A 16,536-nucleotide genomic window follows, 5' to 3' on the forward strand; every position below is an offset into this window, starting at 1 on the left:
TGTGCGCTAAATCTATCGTTTGTCGCAGGCCAAGCCTAGCCATAGCATGGACATCAACACCCGCGACGGCGGGCTTCGTTGATAAAAATCCTTAATTGATCGGAGTTCACTATGCACCTGTCCCTCGACAGCGGCTGGCGCATGCCCGCCGAATGGGCCCGCCACGCTGCCACCTGGATGGTCTGGCCACACAACCAGGCCCTGTGGGAAAGCGGCTGGCACGTGCGCTTGGCCGACGTACAGCAGGACTACGCCCGGGTCGCGGCAGCCATCGCCCGTTTCGAGCCGGTGAAGATGGTGGTCGACCCTTCGGCCTTGCAGAGCGCACGTGCCCTCTGCGGCGCCAATATCGAACTGGTCGAAATGGCCGTGGACGACAGCTGGTGCCGGGACAGCGGCCCTGGCTTCGTCTGCCACCCACAGCATGGCCTGGCCGGCCTGAGCTGGCGCTTCAACGCCTGGGGAGACAAGTCGCAGCACGGCCAGGACCGCAGCCTCGGCCGGCGCATCCTCGACCACTTGGGCCTGGATGGCTTCAGCACGGCGCTGTGCAACGAAGGCGGGGCGATTCATGTGGACGGCGAAGGCACCCTGATCACCACCGAGTCGGTGCTGCTCAACCCCAACCGCAACCCTGGCGTGAGCAAGGCCGAGTTCGAGGCCTGCTTCGCCCGCTACCTGGGCATCCGCAAGACCATCTGGCTACCGGGCGACCCACAATACATCACCGGCGACATGACCGACGGCCACGTCGACGGTGTATGCGCCTTCGCCCGCCCCGGCGTGCTGCTGGTCGACGCCACCCATGACCAGCATTCGGTGTACGCCGAAGTCGTGCGGGAAAACCGCCGCGCACTGGAACTGGCCACCGACGCGCAAGGCCGGCACTTCGAGCTGCTCGACCTGTATGAAGCCAGCGCCGCCGTCGACCAGGACGCCGAGGTATTCTGCGCCTCGTACACCAACTTCTACATCGCCAACGGCGCGATCATCATGCCGGCCTATGGCATCGCCGCCGATCTGGAAGCCGCCGCGCAACTGGCCCACGCCTTCCCGGGCCGGGAGATCGTACCGGTGCGCATCGACCACATCGCCCATGGTGGTGGCGGCATCCATTGCATCACCCAGCAACAACCCGAGGTGCAGCCATGAGTCTGCTACGCATCGCCACCACCCAGATGCCATGCCGCTGGGACCTGCCTGGCAACCTCGACCGCGCCGAACAGCTGGTTCGCCAGGCTGCCGCCAAGGGGGCCCAGGTGATCCTGCTGCAGGAGCTGTTCGCCACCCCGTACTTCTGCATCGAACAGGACCACCAGCACCAGGCCCTCGCCCAGCCCTACCCCGCCAGCCCGATCCTGCAGCGCTTCGCCGCACTGGCCGGCGAGCTGGGCGTGGTGCTGCCGCTGAGCTGGTACGAGCGCGCCGGCAATGCCTTCTTCAACTCGCTGACCGTGGCCGATGCCGATGGCCGCCTGCTTGGCGTCTACCGCAAGACCCACATCCCCAACGCCATCGGCTACCAGGAGAAGGAATACTTCAGCCCCGGCGATACCGGCTTCAAGGTCTGGGACACCGCCTTCGGCCGCCTGGGCATCGGCATCTGCTGGGACCAGTGGTTCCCCGAGACCGCCCGCTGCCTGGCACTGATGGGCGCCGAAGTGCTGCTGTTCCCCACTGCCATCGGCTCCGAGCCCGGCTGTGCCGAACTGGACTCGCGCGACCACTGGCAGGTGGCCATGCGCGGCCACGCCGCCGCCAACCTGTTGCCGGTGGTGGCGGCCAATCGCGTGGGCGAAGAAGTCGCAGCCAGCGACGCATCGTTGGCCATGCGCTTCTATGGCTCGTCGTTCATCTGCGACCACAAGGGCGCCATGCTCGCCGAAGCCGACCGCGACAGCAGTGGCATCTGGCTGCACGACCTGGATCTGGCCGGCATGCGGGAAGACCGCCTGAGCTGGGGCATCTACCGCGATCGCCGACCGGAGATGTACGCACCGCTGCTGACCCTGGACGGCACCCACCCACACACCCTGAGGGCATGAGCATGAAACGCCACGTTCTGGCCGCCTTGGCGCTGGCCGTCTGCGCCTGCCAGGCTCAGGCCGAGCAGCCCGTGCTGCGCCTGTACAACTGGGCCGACTATTTTGCCGAGGACACTCTCAAGCAGTTCACGGCCGAAACCGGCATCCAGGTGATCTACGACGTGATGGACGGCAGCGAAGTGCTCGAGGCCAAGCTGATGTCCGGGCGCAGTGGCTACGACCTGGTCTTCCCCGGTGATACCGTCGCCGAGCGCCTGATGCGCGCCGGCAGCCTGCAGCCACTGGACCACAGCCGCCTGGAGGCCCTGAACGACATCGAGCCCGGGCTGCGTCAGCTGCACGCCCGGTACCCCAAGGCCAGCCAGGCGACCGTACCCTACACCTGGGGCACCATCGGCCTGACGGTGAATGCCGACAAAGCCCGCCAGCGCATGCCCGATGCACCGCTGGACAACCTCGACCTGCTGTTCAAGCCGGAGCTGGCAGCCAAATTCGCCGACTGCGGTATTTCAGTCATCGATTCACCCGACGAAGTGCTGGCAGTGGTCCTCAACTACCTGGGCCGCGAGCCACGCAGTGCCAAGCGCGAGGACCTGGCCGCAGCCAGCGAACTGCTCAAGGCGATTCGCCCGTACGTGCGCAAGTTCCAGTCGCAACCAGTGACCGAACTGGTCAACGAGAACCTGTGCCTGTCACTGGGCTACAGTGGCGACGTGATCCAGGCGCAGCGTACCGCCGACGCCGCGGGCAAGCAGCTCGACTTCCAGTACCGCGTGCCGCGCCAAGGCACCACGGTGTGGATGGATACCATGGCCATCCCGGCCGATGCCAAGCACCCGGATTACGCCTATCGTTTCATCAACTTCGTCATGCGCCCGGCGAACATGGCGGCCATCAGCAACTTCACCGGTTACCCTACCGCCAGCGCCAAGGCACGCCAGGCAGTGGACCCGCGCATGCGCGACAACCCCGATATCTACCTCGACCAAGCCACCTATGCCCGGCTGATCCCGGGCCGCGATATCCCACAGGCCGACATGCGTGCACGCATGCGCGTGTGGACCCGCTTCAAGACTGCACAGGACTGAGCCATGCCAAGCCGTAGAACCTTCCTGCAACTTTCGCTGGCCGCCGGCCTCGGTGCCAGCCTCGGCCTGCCGCTGGGCCTGGCCCGCGCCGAAGAACCGGGGCGCTGGTTCATGCCGGACGAAGGCGAGCCGCAGCAACGCGCATTCATCGCCTTCGGCGCCCAGGATGCGATCTGGGAGGACTTCACCGCCGATGTGCAGGCCGCCCTCGGTCGCATCGCCCAGGCCATCGCGCGCTATCAGCCAGTGACGGTGTTCTGCCGGGCCAGCGAGCGCGAGCTGGCCGAGCAGCACTGTGCCAGCCAGCGCACAAGTTTCGTCGAGTGCGAGCTGGACGACATCTGGATGCGCGACATCGGCGCCAACTTCGTCGTCGATGATGACGAAGCCCTGGCGGCGGTGGACTTCAACTTCAATGGCTGGGGCAACAAGCAACGTCACCGCAACGATGCCCAACTGGCCAGGCGCGTGACCACGCTGGCCGGCGCCCGCTACCAGCGCAGCGACCTGGTGGGTGAAGGCGGCGCCATAGAGGTGGACGGCCACGGCACGGGCATCATGACCGAGAGCAGCTGGGTCAACGCCAACCGCAACAAGGGCTGGAGCAAGGCCGAGATCGAGGCGGAGCTCAAGGAGCGCCTGGGGCTGAGCAAGATCATCTGGCTACCGGGCATCGCCGGCCAGGACATCACCGACGGGCACGTGGACTTCTATGCCCGCTTCGTCAGGCCAGGGGTGGTGATTGCCAACCTGGATAACGACCCGGACTCGTATGACTACGCCGTAACGCGCAAGCACCTGGAGATCCTCAAGCGGGCCACCGATGCCGAGGGCCGCAGGTTGCAGGTGCACGTCGTGTCGCCGCCGCTGCACGGGCGGCGCAACAGGTTCAGCAAAGGCAATGACGACTTTGCCGCTGGGTACATCAACTACTTCGTGATCAATGGCGCGATCATTGCGCCACAGTTTGGCGATGGGGCGGCGGACGAGAAAGCGCGGGGGCTGCTGGCGGCGTTGTATCCGGGGCGGGATATCGTGCAGCTGGATATCGATGCCATTGCTGCGGGGGGCGGGGGGATTCACTGTGTGACCCATCAGTGCCCGGCTGTGTAGCAGGTGTTGCCTGTGCTGGCCTCTTCGCGGGCTTGCCCGCTCCCACAGGCACTCCACAAGACTCAAGATTTGTGCAGTTCCTGTGGGAGCGGGCAAGCCCGCGAAGAGGCCGCCACAGTCAATCGCGGTGCCGACGGCGCCCCGTGATCATCGACCAGGGCAGGTTTTCCCGCATGCGCACGCTCTCGTAGATGGCCGCCAGCACATGCACGCATACCAGCACCAGCAGCGCGTTGGCCAGCCAGCTGTGCAGGTCCATCGGCCAGTCGACACCAAACAGCGCGTCCACCTCCTGCGACGCCCACCCGGTAAGGCCCAGGCCGGCAATGCAGGTCAGCATCAGCACCATCACCAGGGCGCCAATCGGCGAATGCCCCATGTGATGGTCAAGCTCCCCATGCAGCAGCGCCCGGGCATGGCCGACCAGGCTTGTCGGGGTTGGCCAGAAGTCGGCCCAACGCGCGCTGCGTGGCCCGACAAAGCCCCAGATCACACGCACCACCACAACGGCCAGTGCGTAGTAACCCAGCCACTGGTGCCAGTCTTCACCCTCTTCGTTGAAGAAGTAGTTGGCGAAGAACACCACGGCGATCGACCAGTGGCACAGCCGCAGCAGGGGGTCCCACAGCTGTACCGTGCCGTCGCTGTTCAATCGTGGTACTCGGTCTTGACTGCCTTGCCCGTCACTGGGTCATGGTAGATCTCGACCTTCTTGCCATCCTTGTCGAAACCGTAGATCTCGTAGCAGTTACCCTTGGTGACCTTGAACTTGTTGATCTTGTAGCCCTGCTCCTTGAGCTGCGCCTGGAATTTTTCCTGATCCTGCCAGGTGCTTTTGTCAGCGGTGGTGCATTCGGTGGCGGCTAATGCAGTGCTGCTGCCAATCAAGAGGGTCAGCGCGATCAATGTACGCATGGGCATGTGCTCCCATCCAGATGAGTGTAGTAGCGCATCCCTCAGCATAGTTCTGCAGGCCGCTTTACGCTCATTCATTTGCTTTACACATCAATCGCAAAGAAAAACAAACTTAACAAATGAGCCAAAGCCACCGATGCTTGAGGCATCACGCCCATCGCACGGAGAACAACAACATGAACGACGTGGTCATCGTCGCCGCAACCCGTACCGCCATCGGCAGCTTCCAGGGCGCCTTGGCCACTGTGCCCGCAGTAGACCTGGGTGCCGCAGTGATCAAACGCCTGCTGGAACAGACCGGGCTGGCCCCGGCGCAGGTCGACGAAGTCATCCTCGGCCAGGTGCTTACCGCCGGTGCCGGGCAGAACCCGGCACGCCAGGCCGCGATCAAGGCCGGCCTGCCCTTCAGCGTACCGGCAATGACCCTGAACAAGGTCTGCGGCTCGGGCCTGAAGGCACTGCACCTGGCCGCTCAGGCCATCCGCTGCGGTGACGCCGAGGTAGTCATCGCCGGCGGCCAGGAGAACATGAGCCTTGCCCCCTACGTGATGCCGTCGGCCCGCACCGGCCAGCGCATGGGCCATGGCCAGCTGATCGACAGCATGATCACCGACGGCCTGTGGGATGCCTTCAACGACTACCACATGGGTATCACTGCCGAAAACCTGGTGGACCAGTACGGCCTCAGCCGTGAGCAGCAGGATGCCTTTGCCGCCGAGTCGCAGCGCAAGGCGGTAGCGGCGATGGAGGCCGGCCGCTTCGATGATGAAATCACCCCGATCGTGCTGCCGCAGAAAAAGGGAGAACCCAAGGTGTTCGCGCGGGACGAGCAGCCACGCCCGGATACCACCGCCGAATCCCTGGGCAAACTGCGCCCGGCGTTCAAGAAGGATGGCAGCGTCACCGCCGGCAACGCCTCGAGCCTGAATGACGGCGCCGCCGCCGTACTGCTGATGAGCGCCGCCAAGGCAAAGGCCCTGGGCCTGCCAGTGCTGGCCAGGATCGCGGCTTACGCCAGTGCCGGTGTAGACCCGGCGATCATGGGCATCGGCCCGGTTTCGGCCACCCAGCGCTGCCTGGACAAGGCCGGCTGGCAACTGGCCGAGCTGGACCTGATCGAAGCCAACGAAGCCTTTGCCGCGCAGGCGTTGGCCGTGGGCAAGGCGCTGGAATGGGATGCCGCGCGGGTCAACGTGAATGGCGGGGCGATTGCCCTTGGCCACCCGATTGGTGCGTCCGGGTGCCGGGTGCTGGTGACCCTGCTGCACGAGATGATCAAGCGGGACGCCAGGAAAGGCCTGGCAACCCTGTGCATTGGTGGCGGGCAAGGCGTGGCCTTGGCAATCGAGCGTTGATCTCGGACTGATTCAAGCAGGCCCGGCCTCTTCACGGGCTTGCCCGCTCCCACAGGGACCCCACTGGATTCAGTATCATTTGGGTCCCTGTGGGAGCGGGCAAGCCCGCGAAGAGGCCGGTAAAGGCAGCGAAAAATCAGGCAGTGGCACGCAGCTCGCGGGCAGCTGCGACCATGTTCACCAGCGCTGCCTCGGTCTCCGGCCAGCCGCGGGTCTTCAGCCCGCAATCCGGGTTGACCCACAGGCGCTCGGCCGGGATACGCCGGGCAGCCTTGCGCAGCAGCTTGACCATTTCCTCACGCGTCGGCACCCGTGGCGAATGAATGTCATATACACCCGGGCCGATCTCGTTGGGGTAGGCGAACCGCTCGAACGCCGCCAGCAGCTCCATGTCCGAGCGCGAGGTCTCGATGGTGATCACGTCGGCATCCATCGCCGCGATCGACTCGATCACGTCGTTGAACTCGCTGTAGCACATGTGGGTGTGGATCTGGGTTTCGTCACGCACCCCCGAGGCACAAAGGCGGAAGGCCTCGGTGGCCCACTCCAGGTAATGGGCCCAGGCGCCGTGGCGCAGCGGCAGGCCTTCACGGAAGGCCGCTTCGTCGATCTGCACGATCCTGATACCCGCTGCTTCCAGGTCGACCACTTCGTCGCGGATCGCCAGCGCCAGCTGGCGCGCCTGCACTTCGCGGCTCACGTCTTCACGCGGGAACGACCACATCAGCATGGTCACCGGGCCGGTCAGCATGCCCTTCATCACCTTGCTGGTCAGGCCTTGGGCGTACTTTATCCATTCCACGGTCATGGCCTTCGGCCGGCTCAGGTCGCCAACGATCACCGCAGGCTTCACGCAGCGCGAACCATAGCTCTGCACCCAGCCGAAGCGGGTGAACACATAGCCATCGATCTGCTCGGCGAAGTACTCGACCATGTCGTTGCGCTCGGCCTCGCCGTGCACCAGCACATCCAGGCCCAGGTCCTCCTGGATTTTCACCGCATGGCGGATCTCGCTGTGCATGGCCTCGACGTAATCGGCCTCGGTCAGCTTGCCCTGCCTGTAGGCCTGGCGTGCCAGGCGAATCGCCGAGGTCTGCGGGAACGAACCGATGGTGGTGGTCGGGAACGCCGGCAGGTCGAGCCCCGCACGCTGCTTGGCGATACGTTGGGCAAACGCCGACTGACGCTGGCTGTCAGCGGGCTCGATGGCCGCCAGGCGGGCCTGCACGGCCGGCTTGTGAATACGCGGCGAAGCGGCGCGGCTGGCCTGCACGGCCTGGCTCTGGGCCAATGCGGCGGCCACGTCGTCGGCTTGTGGGGCATTGATGGCCTTGGCCAGCAGCGCCACTTCCTGGCACTTCTGCACGGCGAAGGCCAGCCAGCTGTGCAGTTCGGCATCGAGCTGGTCTTCACGGTCCAGGTCCACCGGGCTGTGCAGCAGCGAGCAGGACGGCGCCACCCACAGCCGCTCACCCAGGCGCTCATGGGCATGGCGCAGTACCTCCAGCGCCTTTTCCAGGTCGCAGCGCCAGACGTTGCGACCGTTGACCAGGCCCAGCGACAGCACCTTGTAGGCCGGCAGGCGGTCGAGGATGGTCGGGTACTGCTCGGGCGCACGTACCAGGTCGATGTGCAGGCCATCGACCGGCAGGTTGGCGGCCAGGCCCAGGTTGTCTTCCAGGCCGCCGAAGTAGGTGGCGATCAGCTTCTTCAGTGGCGCCCGCTGAAGGATGTTGTAGACCCGCTCGTAGGCATTCTTCCAGTCCTGAGGCAGGTCCAGGGCCAGGATCGGCTCATCGATCTGCACCCATTCCACGCCTTGGGCAGCCAGGCGGTTGAGGATCTGGTCATACAGCGGCAGCAGGCGGTCGAGCAGCTCCAGCTTGTCGAAATCGCCACCCTTGGCCTTGCCCAGCCACAGGTAGGTCAGCGGGCCGATGACCACCGGCTTGACCGCATGGCCCAGGGCCTGGGCTTCTGCCACTTCTTCGAATAGCTGCTCCCAGCTCAGGGCGAACTGCTGGTCGGCGGTGAATTCGGGGACCAGGTAGTGGTAGTTGGTGTCGAACCACTTGGTCATTTCCTGGGCATGCGCGCCGCCGCAGCAGCTGTCACCCACAGCGCCACGGGCCATGGCGAACAGGGTCTGCAGGGTGGGCCCGGTAGCGTCGTCGCTGCGAAAGCGATGCGGGATCACGCCGAAGGTCAGCGAGTGGGTCAGCACCTGGTCGTACCAGGCGAAGTCGCCGACCGGCAGCAGTTCGATGCCGGCGTCTTTCTGCACCTGCCAGTGGCGGGCACGCAGCTCGCGGCCGACGGCGCGCAGGCCGGCCTCGTCGAGTTCACCCTTCCAGAAGGCTTCCTGGGCCTTTTTCAGCTCGCGGTCGCGGCCGATACGTGGAAAGCCCAGGTTGTGTGCCAGTGCCATGTCTTGTCCCTCAGCATGCATAAATGAATGAGGGGGATTTTCCGGGCGCTGGCATCTTGAGACAAACTCATTAAATTTAAGATGAACTCAAGGTTTTCTCATGTTCGTGAATTTGTTCTGTCTGTATTGGCCCCTTCGCGGGCATGCCCGCTCCCACAGGATTCCCACATGCTTCAAGGTTCATGCATTACCTGTGGGAGCGGGCGCGCCCGCGAAGAGGCCGGCACAGGCAAACCCGGATGTCTCATTCAGAGCACCACCCTGCGCATCCGGACATGACCCCACCCGCCTTCTGCCGCACAATGCCACCCTGACCAAACCAGGTACCCGGCCCCATGAGCCTGCTGAAAACCGCGCTGCGCGAAAACACCTTCGTTTGCGTCATGGAGTTCGTTCCCAAGCCCTCCGCAGAACGCTTCGCCGCCATGGACGCGATCCTGGCCCGTGCGCACCTGTGCGGCTGGCCGATGACCGTGGCCATCGGCGACCGCGTCGGCAGCCCGCTGGACATGTCGCCACTGGACGCCCTCGCCTCGTTCAGCAACCCGGTACCCGCCCTGCCGCACTTCTCCGGCAAGGACCGCGAACGCCACCACCTGCTCGCCCAACTGCAACGCATGGATGCCGCCGGCCTCGACCAGCTGTTGCTGCTCACCGGCGACCGCCTGCCGGGCCACCAGCCCGGCCAGCGCCCGGTACGCTACCTGGAATCGGTCGCAGCCCTGCAGATCGCCCGCCAGGCCTGCCCGCACTGGCTGCTTGGCGCGGCGCTCAACCCGTTCAAGTACTGCGAGGAAGAAGGCGGCGCCCAATACTTCAAGGCCGAGAAAAAACTGGCGGCGGGCGCCGACTTCCTCACCCTGCAACTGGGTTTCGATGCCGGCAAACACCAGGAAGCCATGCACTGGATGAACCGCCAGGCCGCGCCCAGGCCGATGCTGGCCTGCCTGATGAGCCTCACCCACGGGCGTGCGACGATGCTCGAGCACGTGGCCGGCGTGACCGTCACGCCGTCCATGCGCGACATGCTGGAAGCGGAAGCGGAGCAGTCCAAGGCCTTTGCCCAGGCGCGCAGCGTCGACCGCCTGGCCTTGCAGATCATTGGCGTGAAGCTGATGGGCTACGCCGGCGTGCATCTGTCGGGGGTTCACGAACTCAAGCAACTGCTGGCCCTGGAAGCACGCATCGAGCACTGGCAGGCGCAAATCCACACGCTGGAACAATGGGCGCCGGCCTGGCATGCCAGCTGGCAGATGCCCGGCCTGCCGGCAGTCAGCTTCCACCCGCCGCAAGCGAGCTGGCGCCAGGGCGAGTCACGGGTCGATGCCTCGTTCAAGGAGAAAGCGCACTATCACCTGATGCACGGCATGCATTCGCTGCTGTTCAGCCGCCGTAATGGCCTGAGCAAGGCATTTGGCTGGGCCGTGCGCCAGCCGATGTGGGCTACCCGCCTTGGCGCGCAGGTGCTGCACAAGGTGGAACACGCGGTGAAGCACCCGCTGGTAGGCTGCGACACCTGCGGCCGCTGCCGCCTGGAGGACACCCTGTACATCTGCCCGGAAACCTGCCCCAAGGGCCTGGCCAACGGCCCCTGCGGCGGCACCGCGCTGAACCGCTGCGAGTTCGGCGACCGCGAGTGCATCCACAGCGTCAAGTACCGCACCGCCAAGGCGGTGCGGCAGACGGCGCTGCTGACCGAGCGCCTGATCCCGTGCATCGAGCTCGATACACGCCACCGCAGCTCATGGCCGCAGTGGTTCCAGGCCCAGACGCCGCGTCAGCTCAGCCCGCAGCCAGTGCCTCGAACCCAGCACGAATCGTAGCCTCGGGCAGTTCATCTGCAATGAACACCATCACGCTCTCGCGGGTTTCCCCCTCGGCCCATTCGGCGTCCCAGTCGAAGCCATAGAGCTTGAGCACACCCTGGAACACCAGCTTGCGCGCTTCACCGGCAATGTTCAGCACGCCCTTGTAGCGCAGCAGCTGCTTGCCGTGGGTTTCCAGCAGTTCGTTCATGAAGTCGCTGAGGCGGTCGATGTCCAGCGCGCTTTCCGTGCGCAGCACCAAGGTGGAGATCCGGTCCGGGGTAGCGGGCTTGAGTAGCGGGCGTAGCGCTGGCTTCAAGTTCGCGCCCAGATCGGGGTTGAGGTTGAAACCACGCACATCCAGCAGCTCGGCCAGGTCGATGCGACCATGCTCGACCACACGGATCGCAGCCCGGCCATTGATGCGGGCCAGGCGCTCGCGCAGGGCCTCGACCGCAGCGGGCTCGACCAGGTCGGTCTTGCTCAGCAGCAGGCGATCGGCAAAGCCGACCTGGGCCTGGGCGATGGTCTGGGTCAGGTGCAGCTCGGCGTGGGCGGCATCGACCAGGGTGATGATGCCGTCGAGGATGTAGCGCTCACGCAGTTCTTCGTCGATGAAGAAGGTTTGGGCCACCGGCGCCGGGTCGGCCAGGCCGGTGCATTCGATTACCAGGCGGTCGAAGGCGATCTCGCCGGCATCCAGGCGTTCGAGCAGCAGGTACAAGGCGCGGGTCAGGTCGCCGTGGATGCTGCAGCACACGCAGCCATTGGCCAGGGTCATCACCTGCACCGGCTCGTCGCCCAGCAGCTGGCTGTCGATGCCGGCCTCGCTGAATTCGTTTTCGATCACGGCGATCTTCAGGCCGTGTTCGGCCTTGAGCATGTGCTTGAGCAAGGTGGTCTTGCCGGCACCGAGGAAGCCAGTGAGTACGGTTACGGGAATAGGCGTCTGCACGCAGAACATCTCCTGTGCGGAAAAAACACTGGCCTCATCGCCGGCAAGCCAGCTCCCACAGGTACCGCACAGACCTTGAGGCCTGTGGAGTACCTGTGGGAGCCGGCTTGCCGGCGATGAGGCCGGGACAGGTTAACGCTTGTGGCTCAACAGCACTTGGGCCCGGACTTGCCGCCATAACGCGCTTCCTGGCGTTCGCGGAAGAACTCCTCGTACGTCATGACCGGCTTGTCCGGGTGCTTGGTCTGCATGTGCTCGACGTAGTTGTCGTAGTCGGGCATGCCGACCATCAGGCGGGCTGCCTGCCCCAGGTATTTACCCAGTCGACCCAGATCGTTGAACATCGCAGCAGTCCTCTCAAGCGTCAGGCAGGGCCTGGAACGGGGTTTCCTTGTCGGTACGCTCCTTGCGGCCGAGGGCGGCGAAACCGACCTTGACAGCGAAGAACAGCACGCTGAACACCACCACCAGGAACAGCACGGTCAGGCCGGCGTTGGTGTAGGCGTTGAAGATCACGTGCTGCATCTGCCCGATGTCCTTGGCCGGGGCCAGTACCTGGCCGGCGTCCAGCGCGGTGCTGTACTTCTTGGCCAGGGCAAGGAAGCCGACTGCCGGGTTCGGGTCGAACAGCTTGATCAGGCCTGCGGTGGTGGTGCAGATCAGCAGCCACACGGCCGGCAGCAGGGTGACCCAGACGTAGCGCTGGCGCTTCATCTTGATCAGCACTACGGTGCCGAGCATCAGGGCGATACCGGCCAGCATCTGGTTGGAGATACCGAACAGCGGCCACAGGGTGTTGATGCCACCCAGCGGGTCGATCACGCCCTGGTACAGCAGGTAGCCCCACAGGGCCACGCAACCGGCAGTACCGATCAGGTTGGCAGTCCACGACTCGGTGCGCTTGAGCGCCGGCACGAAGCTGCCCAGCAGGTCCTGCAGCATGAAGCGCCCGGCACGGGTGCCGGCGTCTACCGCGGTGAGGATGAACAGCGCCTCGAACAGGATCGCGAAGTGGTACCAGAAGGCCATGGTGTTTTCACCCGGCAGCACCTGGTGCAGGATCTGCGCGATACCCACGGCCAGGGTCGGCGCACCACCGGCACGGGCCAGCACGGTGTGCTCGCCAATGTCGCGGGCGGTGGCCTCGAGCTGCTCAGGGGTGATCAGGAAGCCCCAGCTGCTCACCGTTTGCGCAACCGACGCCACGTCGGCACCGACCACTGCGGCCGGGCTGTTCATGGCGAAGTACACGCCTGGCTCGATCACCGAGGCGGCGACCATGGCCATGATGGCAACGAAGGATTCCATCAGCATGCCGCCGTAGCCGATGTAGCGGGCGTTGGTTTCGTTGTCCAGCAGCTTCGGCGTGGTCCCCGAGGAGATCAACGCGTGGAAGCCGGACACCGCGCCACAGGCAATGGTGATGAACAGGAACGGGAACAGGGTGCCCTTCCACACCGGGCCGGTGCCGTCGGTGAACTGGGTCAGCGCCGGCATCTTCAGCTCGGGCGCGATGATCAGGATACCGATGGCCAAGCCGACGATGGTGCCGATCTTGAGGAAGGTCGACAGGTAGTCACGTGGCGCCAGTACCAGCCATACCGGCAGTACCGCGGCGACAAAGCCATAGCCCACCAGCATCCAGGTGATCTGCACGCCGGTGAAGGTGAACGCCGGGCCCCAGGTCGGATCTGCGGCAATCTGGCCCCCCAGCCAGATCGAAGCCAGCAGCAGCACCACGCCGATGACCGAGATCTCACCGATATGGCCCGGGCGGATGTAGCGCATGTAGATGCCCATGAACATCGCGATCGGGATGGTCGCCATCACCGTGAACATGCCCCACGGGCTTTCGGCCAGGGCCTTGACCACGATCAGCGCCAGCACCGCGAGGATGATGATCATGATCAGGAAGCAGCCGAACAGGGCGATGGTGCCCGGGATGCGGCCCATCTCCTCGCGCACCATGTCGCCCAGCGAACGGCCGTTGCGGCGGGTGGACAGGAACAGGACCATGAAGTCCTGCACCGCACCAGCCAGCACCACGCCGGCGATCAGCCACAGCGTGCCGGGCAGGTAGCCCATCTGCGCGGCGAGTACCGGGCCGACCAAGGGCCCTGCACCAGCGATGGCGGCGAAGTGGTGGCCGAAGAGGATGTGTTTGTTGGTCGGGACGTAGTCCAGGCCGTCGTTGTTGAGCACCGCCGGGGTGGCACGGCGTGGGTCGAGCTGCATCACCTTGGTGGCGATGAACAGACTGTAGTAGCGATAGGCGACCAGGTAGATGGCCACTGCCGCGACCACGATCCACAAGGCATTGATCGCCTCGCCGCGACGCAGGGCAACCACACCCAGCGCACAGGCTCCTATGACTGCCAGCGCCAGCCACGGAATGTGGCGTAGCAGGCTATTATTGTTGTTCATGGTTTGCTTCCAGCTGGTGGATTGGAAAAGACCGCCCATCGAGTCTAGGGCGAGTCATCGCGCATTGCCACACTTGCTTTGGTCTAGAGCCTCTGCGGCCAGATTGCGGTACCTGATGTACATACCACTCTAACTATAGTCAGGATGTCACCTGAGGACCTATGCGAGGATCTACCCCATGAGCGATCACGACGAACGCCGCCGTTTCCAGCGCATCGACTTCGACGCCCCAACCGAACTGCGCCAGGGCGTGCAACGCTGGCCTGCCAAGCTGCTGGACCTTTCACTCAAAGGTTTGCTGATCGAACGCCCGGCAAATTGGGATGCCGACCTGACCCAGGATTTCGATGCCATCATTCACCTGGCCCCCGATGCACGGGTACAGATGCAGGTTGAACTGCGCCATGAGGAACCAGACCGCCTGGGTTTCATCTGCCTGTACATCGACGTCGAGTCGATGACTCATCTGCACCGTCTTGTGGAATTGAACGTGGCCGACAGCACCGAAATGATGCGTGAGCTGCGCGAACTCATCGAATAATGAAATCTCTTAGCTAGCTAATGGCTTCCCCACCTTGTGTTTCCTGTCTACCCAGACAGCTTTAAGCCTGGGTAGCAGCGTTTTGTACACACCCCTCTAGCACAGCCTCTGACGAGTTGGTACGCCTTCTGCATTGGGTTCTCGCACACCTTGCGGGCGCTCTTGTGCGCGCTCCGATCAAAATATTGTATACAATTCTTGTGGCAATCATTTGTAGGAAGTGTCTACAGTAGCACCACAACAATAAACAGAGAGCCTGCTCCATGACTACGTCCCCTAGCACGTCTCCCGCCAAGCGCCCCGAGGATGAAAACCTCGGCCTTGGTGCCAACCTGGCCTATGGTCTGCAGCATGTGCTGACCATGTACGGGGGGATCGTCGCGGTACCCCTGATCCTGGGGCAGGCCGCGGGCCTGAACGGTGCCGAAATCGGCATGCTGATCGCCGCTTCGTTGTTTGCCGGTGGCCTGGCCACCCTGCTGCAAACCCTCGGCCTGCCGTTCTTCGGCTGCCAGTTGCCGCTGGTGCAGGGCGTGTCGTTCGCCGGTGTGGCAACCATGGGTGCAATCCTCAGCAGCGAGGGCGGCGGTGGCCTGCCAGGCGTGCTCGGCGCGGTCATGGCAGCGTCGCTGATCGGCTTTCTGATCACCCCGGTGTTCTCGCGCATCACCAAGTTCTTCCCGCCGCTGGTAACCGGCATCGTCATCACCACCATCGGCCTGACCCTGATGCCCGTGGCCGCTCGCTGGGTGATGGGTGGCAACAGCGCCTCGCCGGAATTCGGCAGCGTGGCCAACATCGGCCTGGCAGCCCTGACCTTCGCCATCGTGCTGCTGCTGAGCAAGCTGGGCAGCGCGGCGATCTCGCGCCTGTCGATCCTGCTGGCCATGGTGGTCGGCACCCTGATCGCCTGGGCGCTGGGCATGGCCGACTTCAGCAAGGTCACCGAGGGCCCGATGTTCGCCTTCCCCACGCCGTTCCATTTCGGCATGCCGGAATTCCACATCGCCGCGATCCTGTCGATGTGCATCGTGATCATGGTGACCCTGGTGGAAACCTCGGCCGACATCCTCGCCGTGGGTGAGATCATCGACACCAAGGTCGACTCAAAGCGCCTGGGCAACGGCCTGCGCGCCGACATGGCCTCGAGCATCCTGGCGCCGATCTTCGGCTCGTTCACCCAAAGCGCGTTCGCCCAGAACGTCGGCCTGGTAGCCGTGACCGGGGTCAAGAGCCGCTACGTGGTGGCCACCGGTGGCGTGATCCTGGTGGTGCTCGGCCTGCTGCCTATCATGGGCCGGGTGATTGCCGCAGTCCCTACTCCGGTACTGGGTGGCGCGGGCATCGTGCTGTTCGGCACCGTGGCGGCCAGCGGTATCCGCACCCTGTCCAAGGTCAGCTACAAGAACAACGTCAACCTGATCATCGTCGCTGCCTCGCTGGGCTTCGGCATGATCCCGATTGCCGCACCGACCTTCTACCACCACTTCCCGAACTGGTTCGAGACCATCTTCCACTCGGGCATCAGCTCGGCGGCGATCATGGCCATCCTGCTGAACCTGATCTTCAACCACTTCACCGCCGGCAACTCGGACCAGCAGTCGGTGTTTGCCGCCGCGTACGAGCGCACCATCCAGTACTCGGACATTTCAGCGCTGCGTGATGGCGACTACTTCAAGGATGGCAAGCTGTTCGATGCCGAGGGTAATGAAGTGCCGATGCTGGAACTGGACGAGCATGGCAATGAAACGGTCAGGCGCAGTGCGGTTGCCGAGCATTGACTGCTGACTGAGCGGTGAGGTGGGGGGCCGACGCGCATCGTCGGCCCCTTTTTCGTTTTGCCTGTGCCGGCCTCTTCGCGGGCGCG

General features: G+C 64.4%; 14 protein-coding genes. 8 read left to right on the top strand and 6 right to left on the bottom strand.

Features of this window, described 5'->3' with window-relative positions; genetic code table 11:
* Positions 1 to 111 precede the first annotated feature (111 nt).
* From CAG44_RS12265 to CAG44_RS12280, 4 genes are read left to right on the top strand one after another with little or no spacing between them, the layout of a single operon-like run.
* Positions 112 to 1,152, top strand: coding sequence for an agmatine/peptidylarginine deiminase (locus tag CAG44_RS12265; protein ID WP_085692215.1), 1,041 nt, complete (start codon positions 112 to 114; stop codon positions 1,150 to 1,152).
* The gene (aguB, locus tag CAG44_RS12270; RefSeq protein WP_085692216.1) at positions 1,149 to 2,045 is read left to right on the top strand and encodes an N-carbamoylputrescine amidase; all 897 of its coding nucleotides are present in this window, start codon (positions 1,149 to 1,151) and stop codon (positions 2,043 to 2,045) included. The genes CAG44_RS12265 and aguB overlap by 4 nt, the downstream gene beginning before the upstream one ends.
* Before the next feature lie 2 nt (positions 2,046 to 2,047).
* Positions 2,048 to 3,133, top strand: a complete 1,086-nt coding sequence (locus CAG44_RS12275; RefSeq protein ID WP_143493860.1) for an extracellular solute-binding protein — start codon at positions 2,048 to 2,050, stop codon at positions 3,131 to 3,133.
* A 3-nt stretch (positions 3,134 to 3,136) separates the two neighbouring features.
* On the top strand, positions 3,137 to 4,246 hold the full coding sequence (locus tag CAG44_RS12280) for an agmatine/peptidylarginine deiminase (protein ID WP_085692218.1): 1,110 nt from the start codon (positions 3,137 to 3,139) through the stop codon (positions 4,244 to 4,246).
* Between the two features lie 118 nt (positions 4,247 to 4,364).
* Here the strand turns inward: CAG44_RS12280 and CAG44_RS12285 are convergent, their stop codons facing one another.
* Both CAG44_RS12285 and CAG44_RS12290 read right to left on the bottom strand, forming a co-directional pair.
* Positions 4,365 to 4,898 (bottom strand): cytochrome b/b6 domain-containing protein, encoded by a 534-nt coding sequence (locus CAG44_RS12285; protein ID WP_085692219.1) that lies wholly within the window; start codon positions 4,896 to 4,898, stop codon positions 4,365 to 4,367.
* The gene (locus CAG44_RS12290; RefSeq protein WP_085692244.1) at positions 4,895 to 5,161 is read right to left on the bottom strand and encodes a PepSY domain-containing protein; all 267 of its coding nucleotides are present in this window, start codon (positions 5,159 to 5,161) and stop codon (positions 4,895 to 4,897) included. Before CAG44_RS12290 ends, CAG44_RS12285 begins: the two co-directional genes overlap by 4 nt.
* A 176-nt stretch (positions 5,162 to 5,337) precedes the next feature.
* On the opposite strand from CAG44_RS12290, the gene CAG44_RS12295 reads away from it, so the two are divergent.
* Positions 5,338 to 6,516, top strand: a complete 1,179-nt coding sequence (locus CAG44_RS12295) for an acetyl-CoA C-acetyltransferase (protein ID WP_085692220.1) — start codon at positions 5,338 to 5,340, stop codon at positions 6,514 to 6,516.
* Between the two features lie 136 nt (positions 6,517 to 6,652).
* Here CAG44_RS12295 and metE read toward each other — a convergent pair whose 3' ends face one another.
* Positions 6,653 to 8,944 carry a 5-methyltetrahydropteroyltriglutamate--homocysteine S-methyltransferase gene (gene metE, locus CAG44_RS12300; RefSeq protein WP_085692221.1) on the bottom strand — a complete coding sequence of 764 codons (2,292 nt, stop codon included), beginning with the start codon at positions 8,942 to 8,944 and terminating at the stop codon, positions 6,653 to 6,655.
* A gap of 335 nt (positions 8,945 to 9,279) precedes the next feature.
* Here metE and CAG44_RS12305 point away from each other — a divergent pair, with 335 nt between their 5' ends.
* Positions 9,280 to 10,767, top strand: a complete 1,488-nt coding sequence (locus tag CAG44_RS12305) for a methylenetetrahydrofolate reductase C-terminal domain-containing protein (protein WP_085692222.1) — start codon at positions 9,280 to 9,282, stop codon at positions 10,765 to 10,767.
* Here CAG44_RS12305 and yjiA read toward each other — a convergent pair.
* The 3 genes from yjiA to CAG44_RS12320 all read right to left on the bottom strand — a co-directional run bounded on the left by yjiA (position 10,727) and on the right by CAG44_RS12320 (position 14,128).
* The gene (yjiA, locus tag CAG44_RS12310) at positions 10,727 to 11,704 is read right to left on the bottom strand and encodes a GTPase (protein WP_015271793.1); all 978 of its coding nucleotides are present in this window, start codon (positions 11,702 to 11,704) and stop codon (positions 10,727 to 10,729) included. The two genes, CAG44_RS12305 and yjiA, sit on opposite strands and share 41 nt — an antisense overlap.
* 146 nt (positions 11,705 to 11,850) lie before the next feature.
* Complete coding sequence (locus CAG44_RS12315) at positions 11,851 to 12,048, bottom strand: YbdD/YjiX family protein (protein ID WP_013974210.1); 198 nt, start codon at positions 12,046 to 12,048, stop codon at positions 11,851 to 11,853.
* A 13-nt stretch (positions 12,049 to 12,061) separates the two neighbouring features.
* Positions 12,062 to 14,128 (bottom strand): carbon starvation CstA family protein, encoded by a 2,067-nt coding sequence (locus tag CAG44_RS12320; RefSeq protein ID WP_024087740.1) that lies wholly within the window; start codon positions 14,126 to 14,128, stop codon positions 12,062 to 12,064.
* Between the two features lie 178 nt (positions 14,129 to 14,306).
* Here CAG44_RS12320 and CAG44_RS12325 point away from each other — a divergent pair, with 178 nt between their 5' ends.
* Both CAG44_RS12325 and CAG44_RS12330 read left to right on the top strand, forming a co-directional pair.
* Positions 14,307 to 14,669 carry a PilZ domain-containing protein gene (locus CAG44_RS12325; protein WP_085593014.1) on the top strand — a complete coding sequence of 121 codons (363 nt, stop codon included), beginning with the start codon at positions 14,307 to 14,309 and terminating at the stop codon, positions 14,667 to 14,669.
* Between the two features lie 263 nt (positions 14,670 to 14,932).
* A complete protein-coding gene (locus tag CAG44_RS12330; protein WP_085593012.1) occupies positions 14,933 to 16,450 on the top strand; it encodes a nucleobase:cation symporter-2 family protein in 1,518 nt (505 codons plus the stop codon).
* The last annotated feature ends 86 nt before the right edge of the window (positions 16,451 to 16,536 follow it).

Origin of the sequence: Pseudomonas sp. B13(2017), assembly GCF_002113245.1 — a bacterium.
GTDB lineage: Bacteria > Pseudomonadota > Gammaproteobacteria > Pseudomonadales > Pseudomonadaceae > Aquipseudomonas > Aquipseudomonas putida_Z.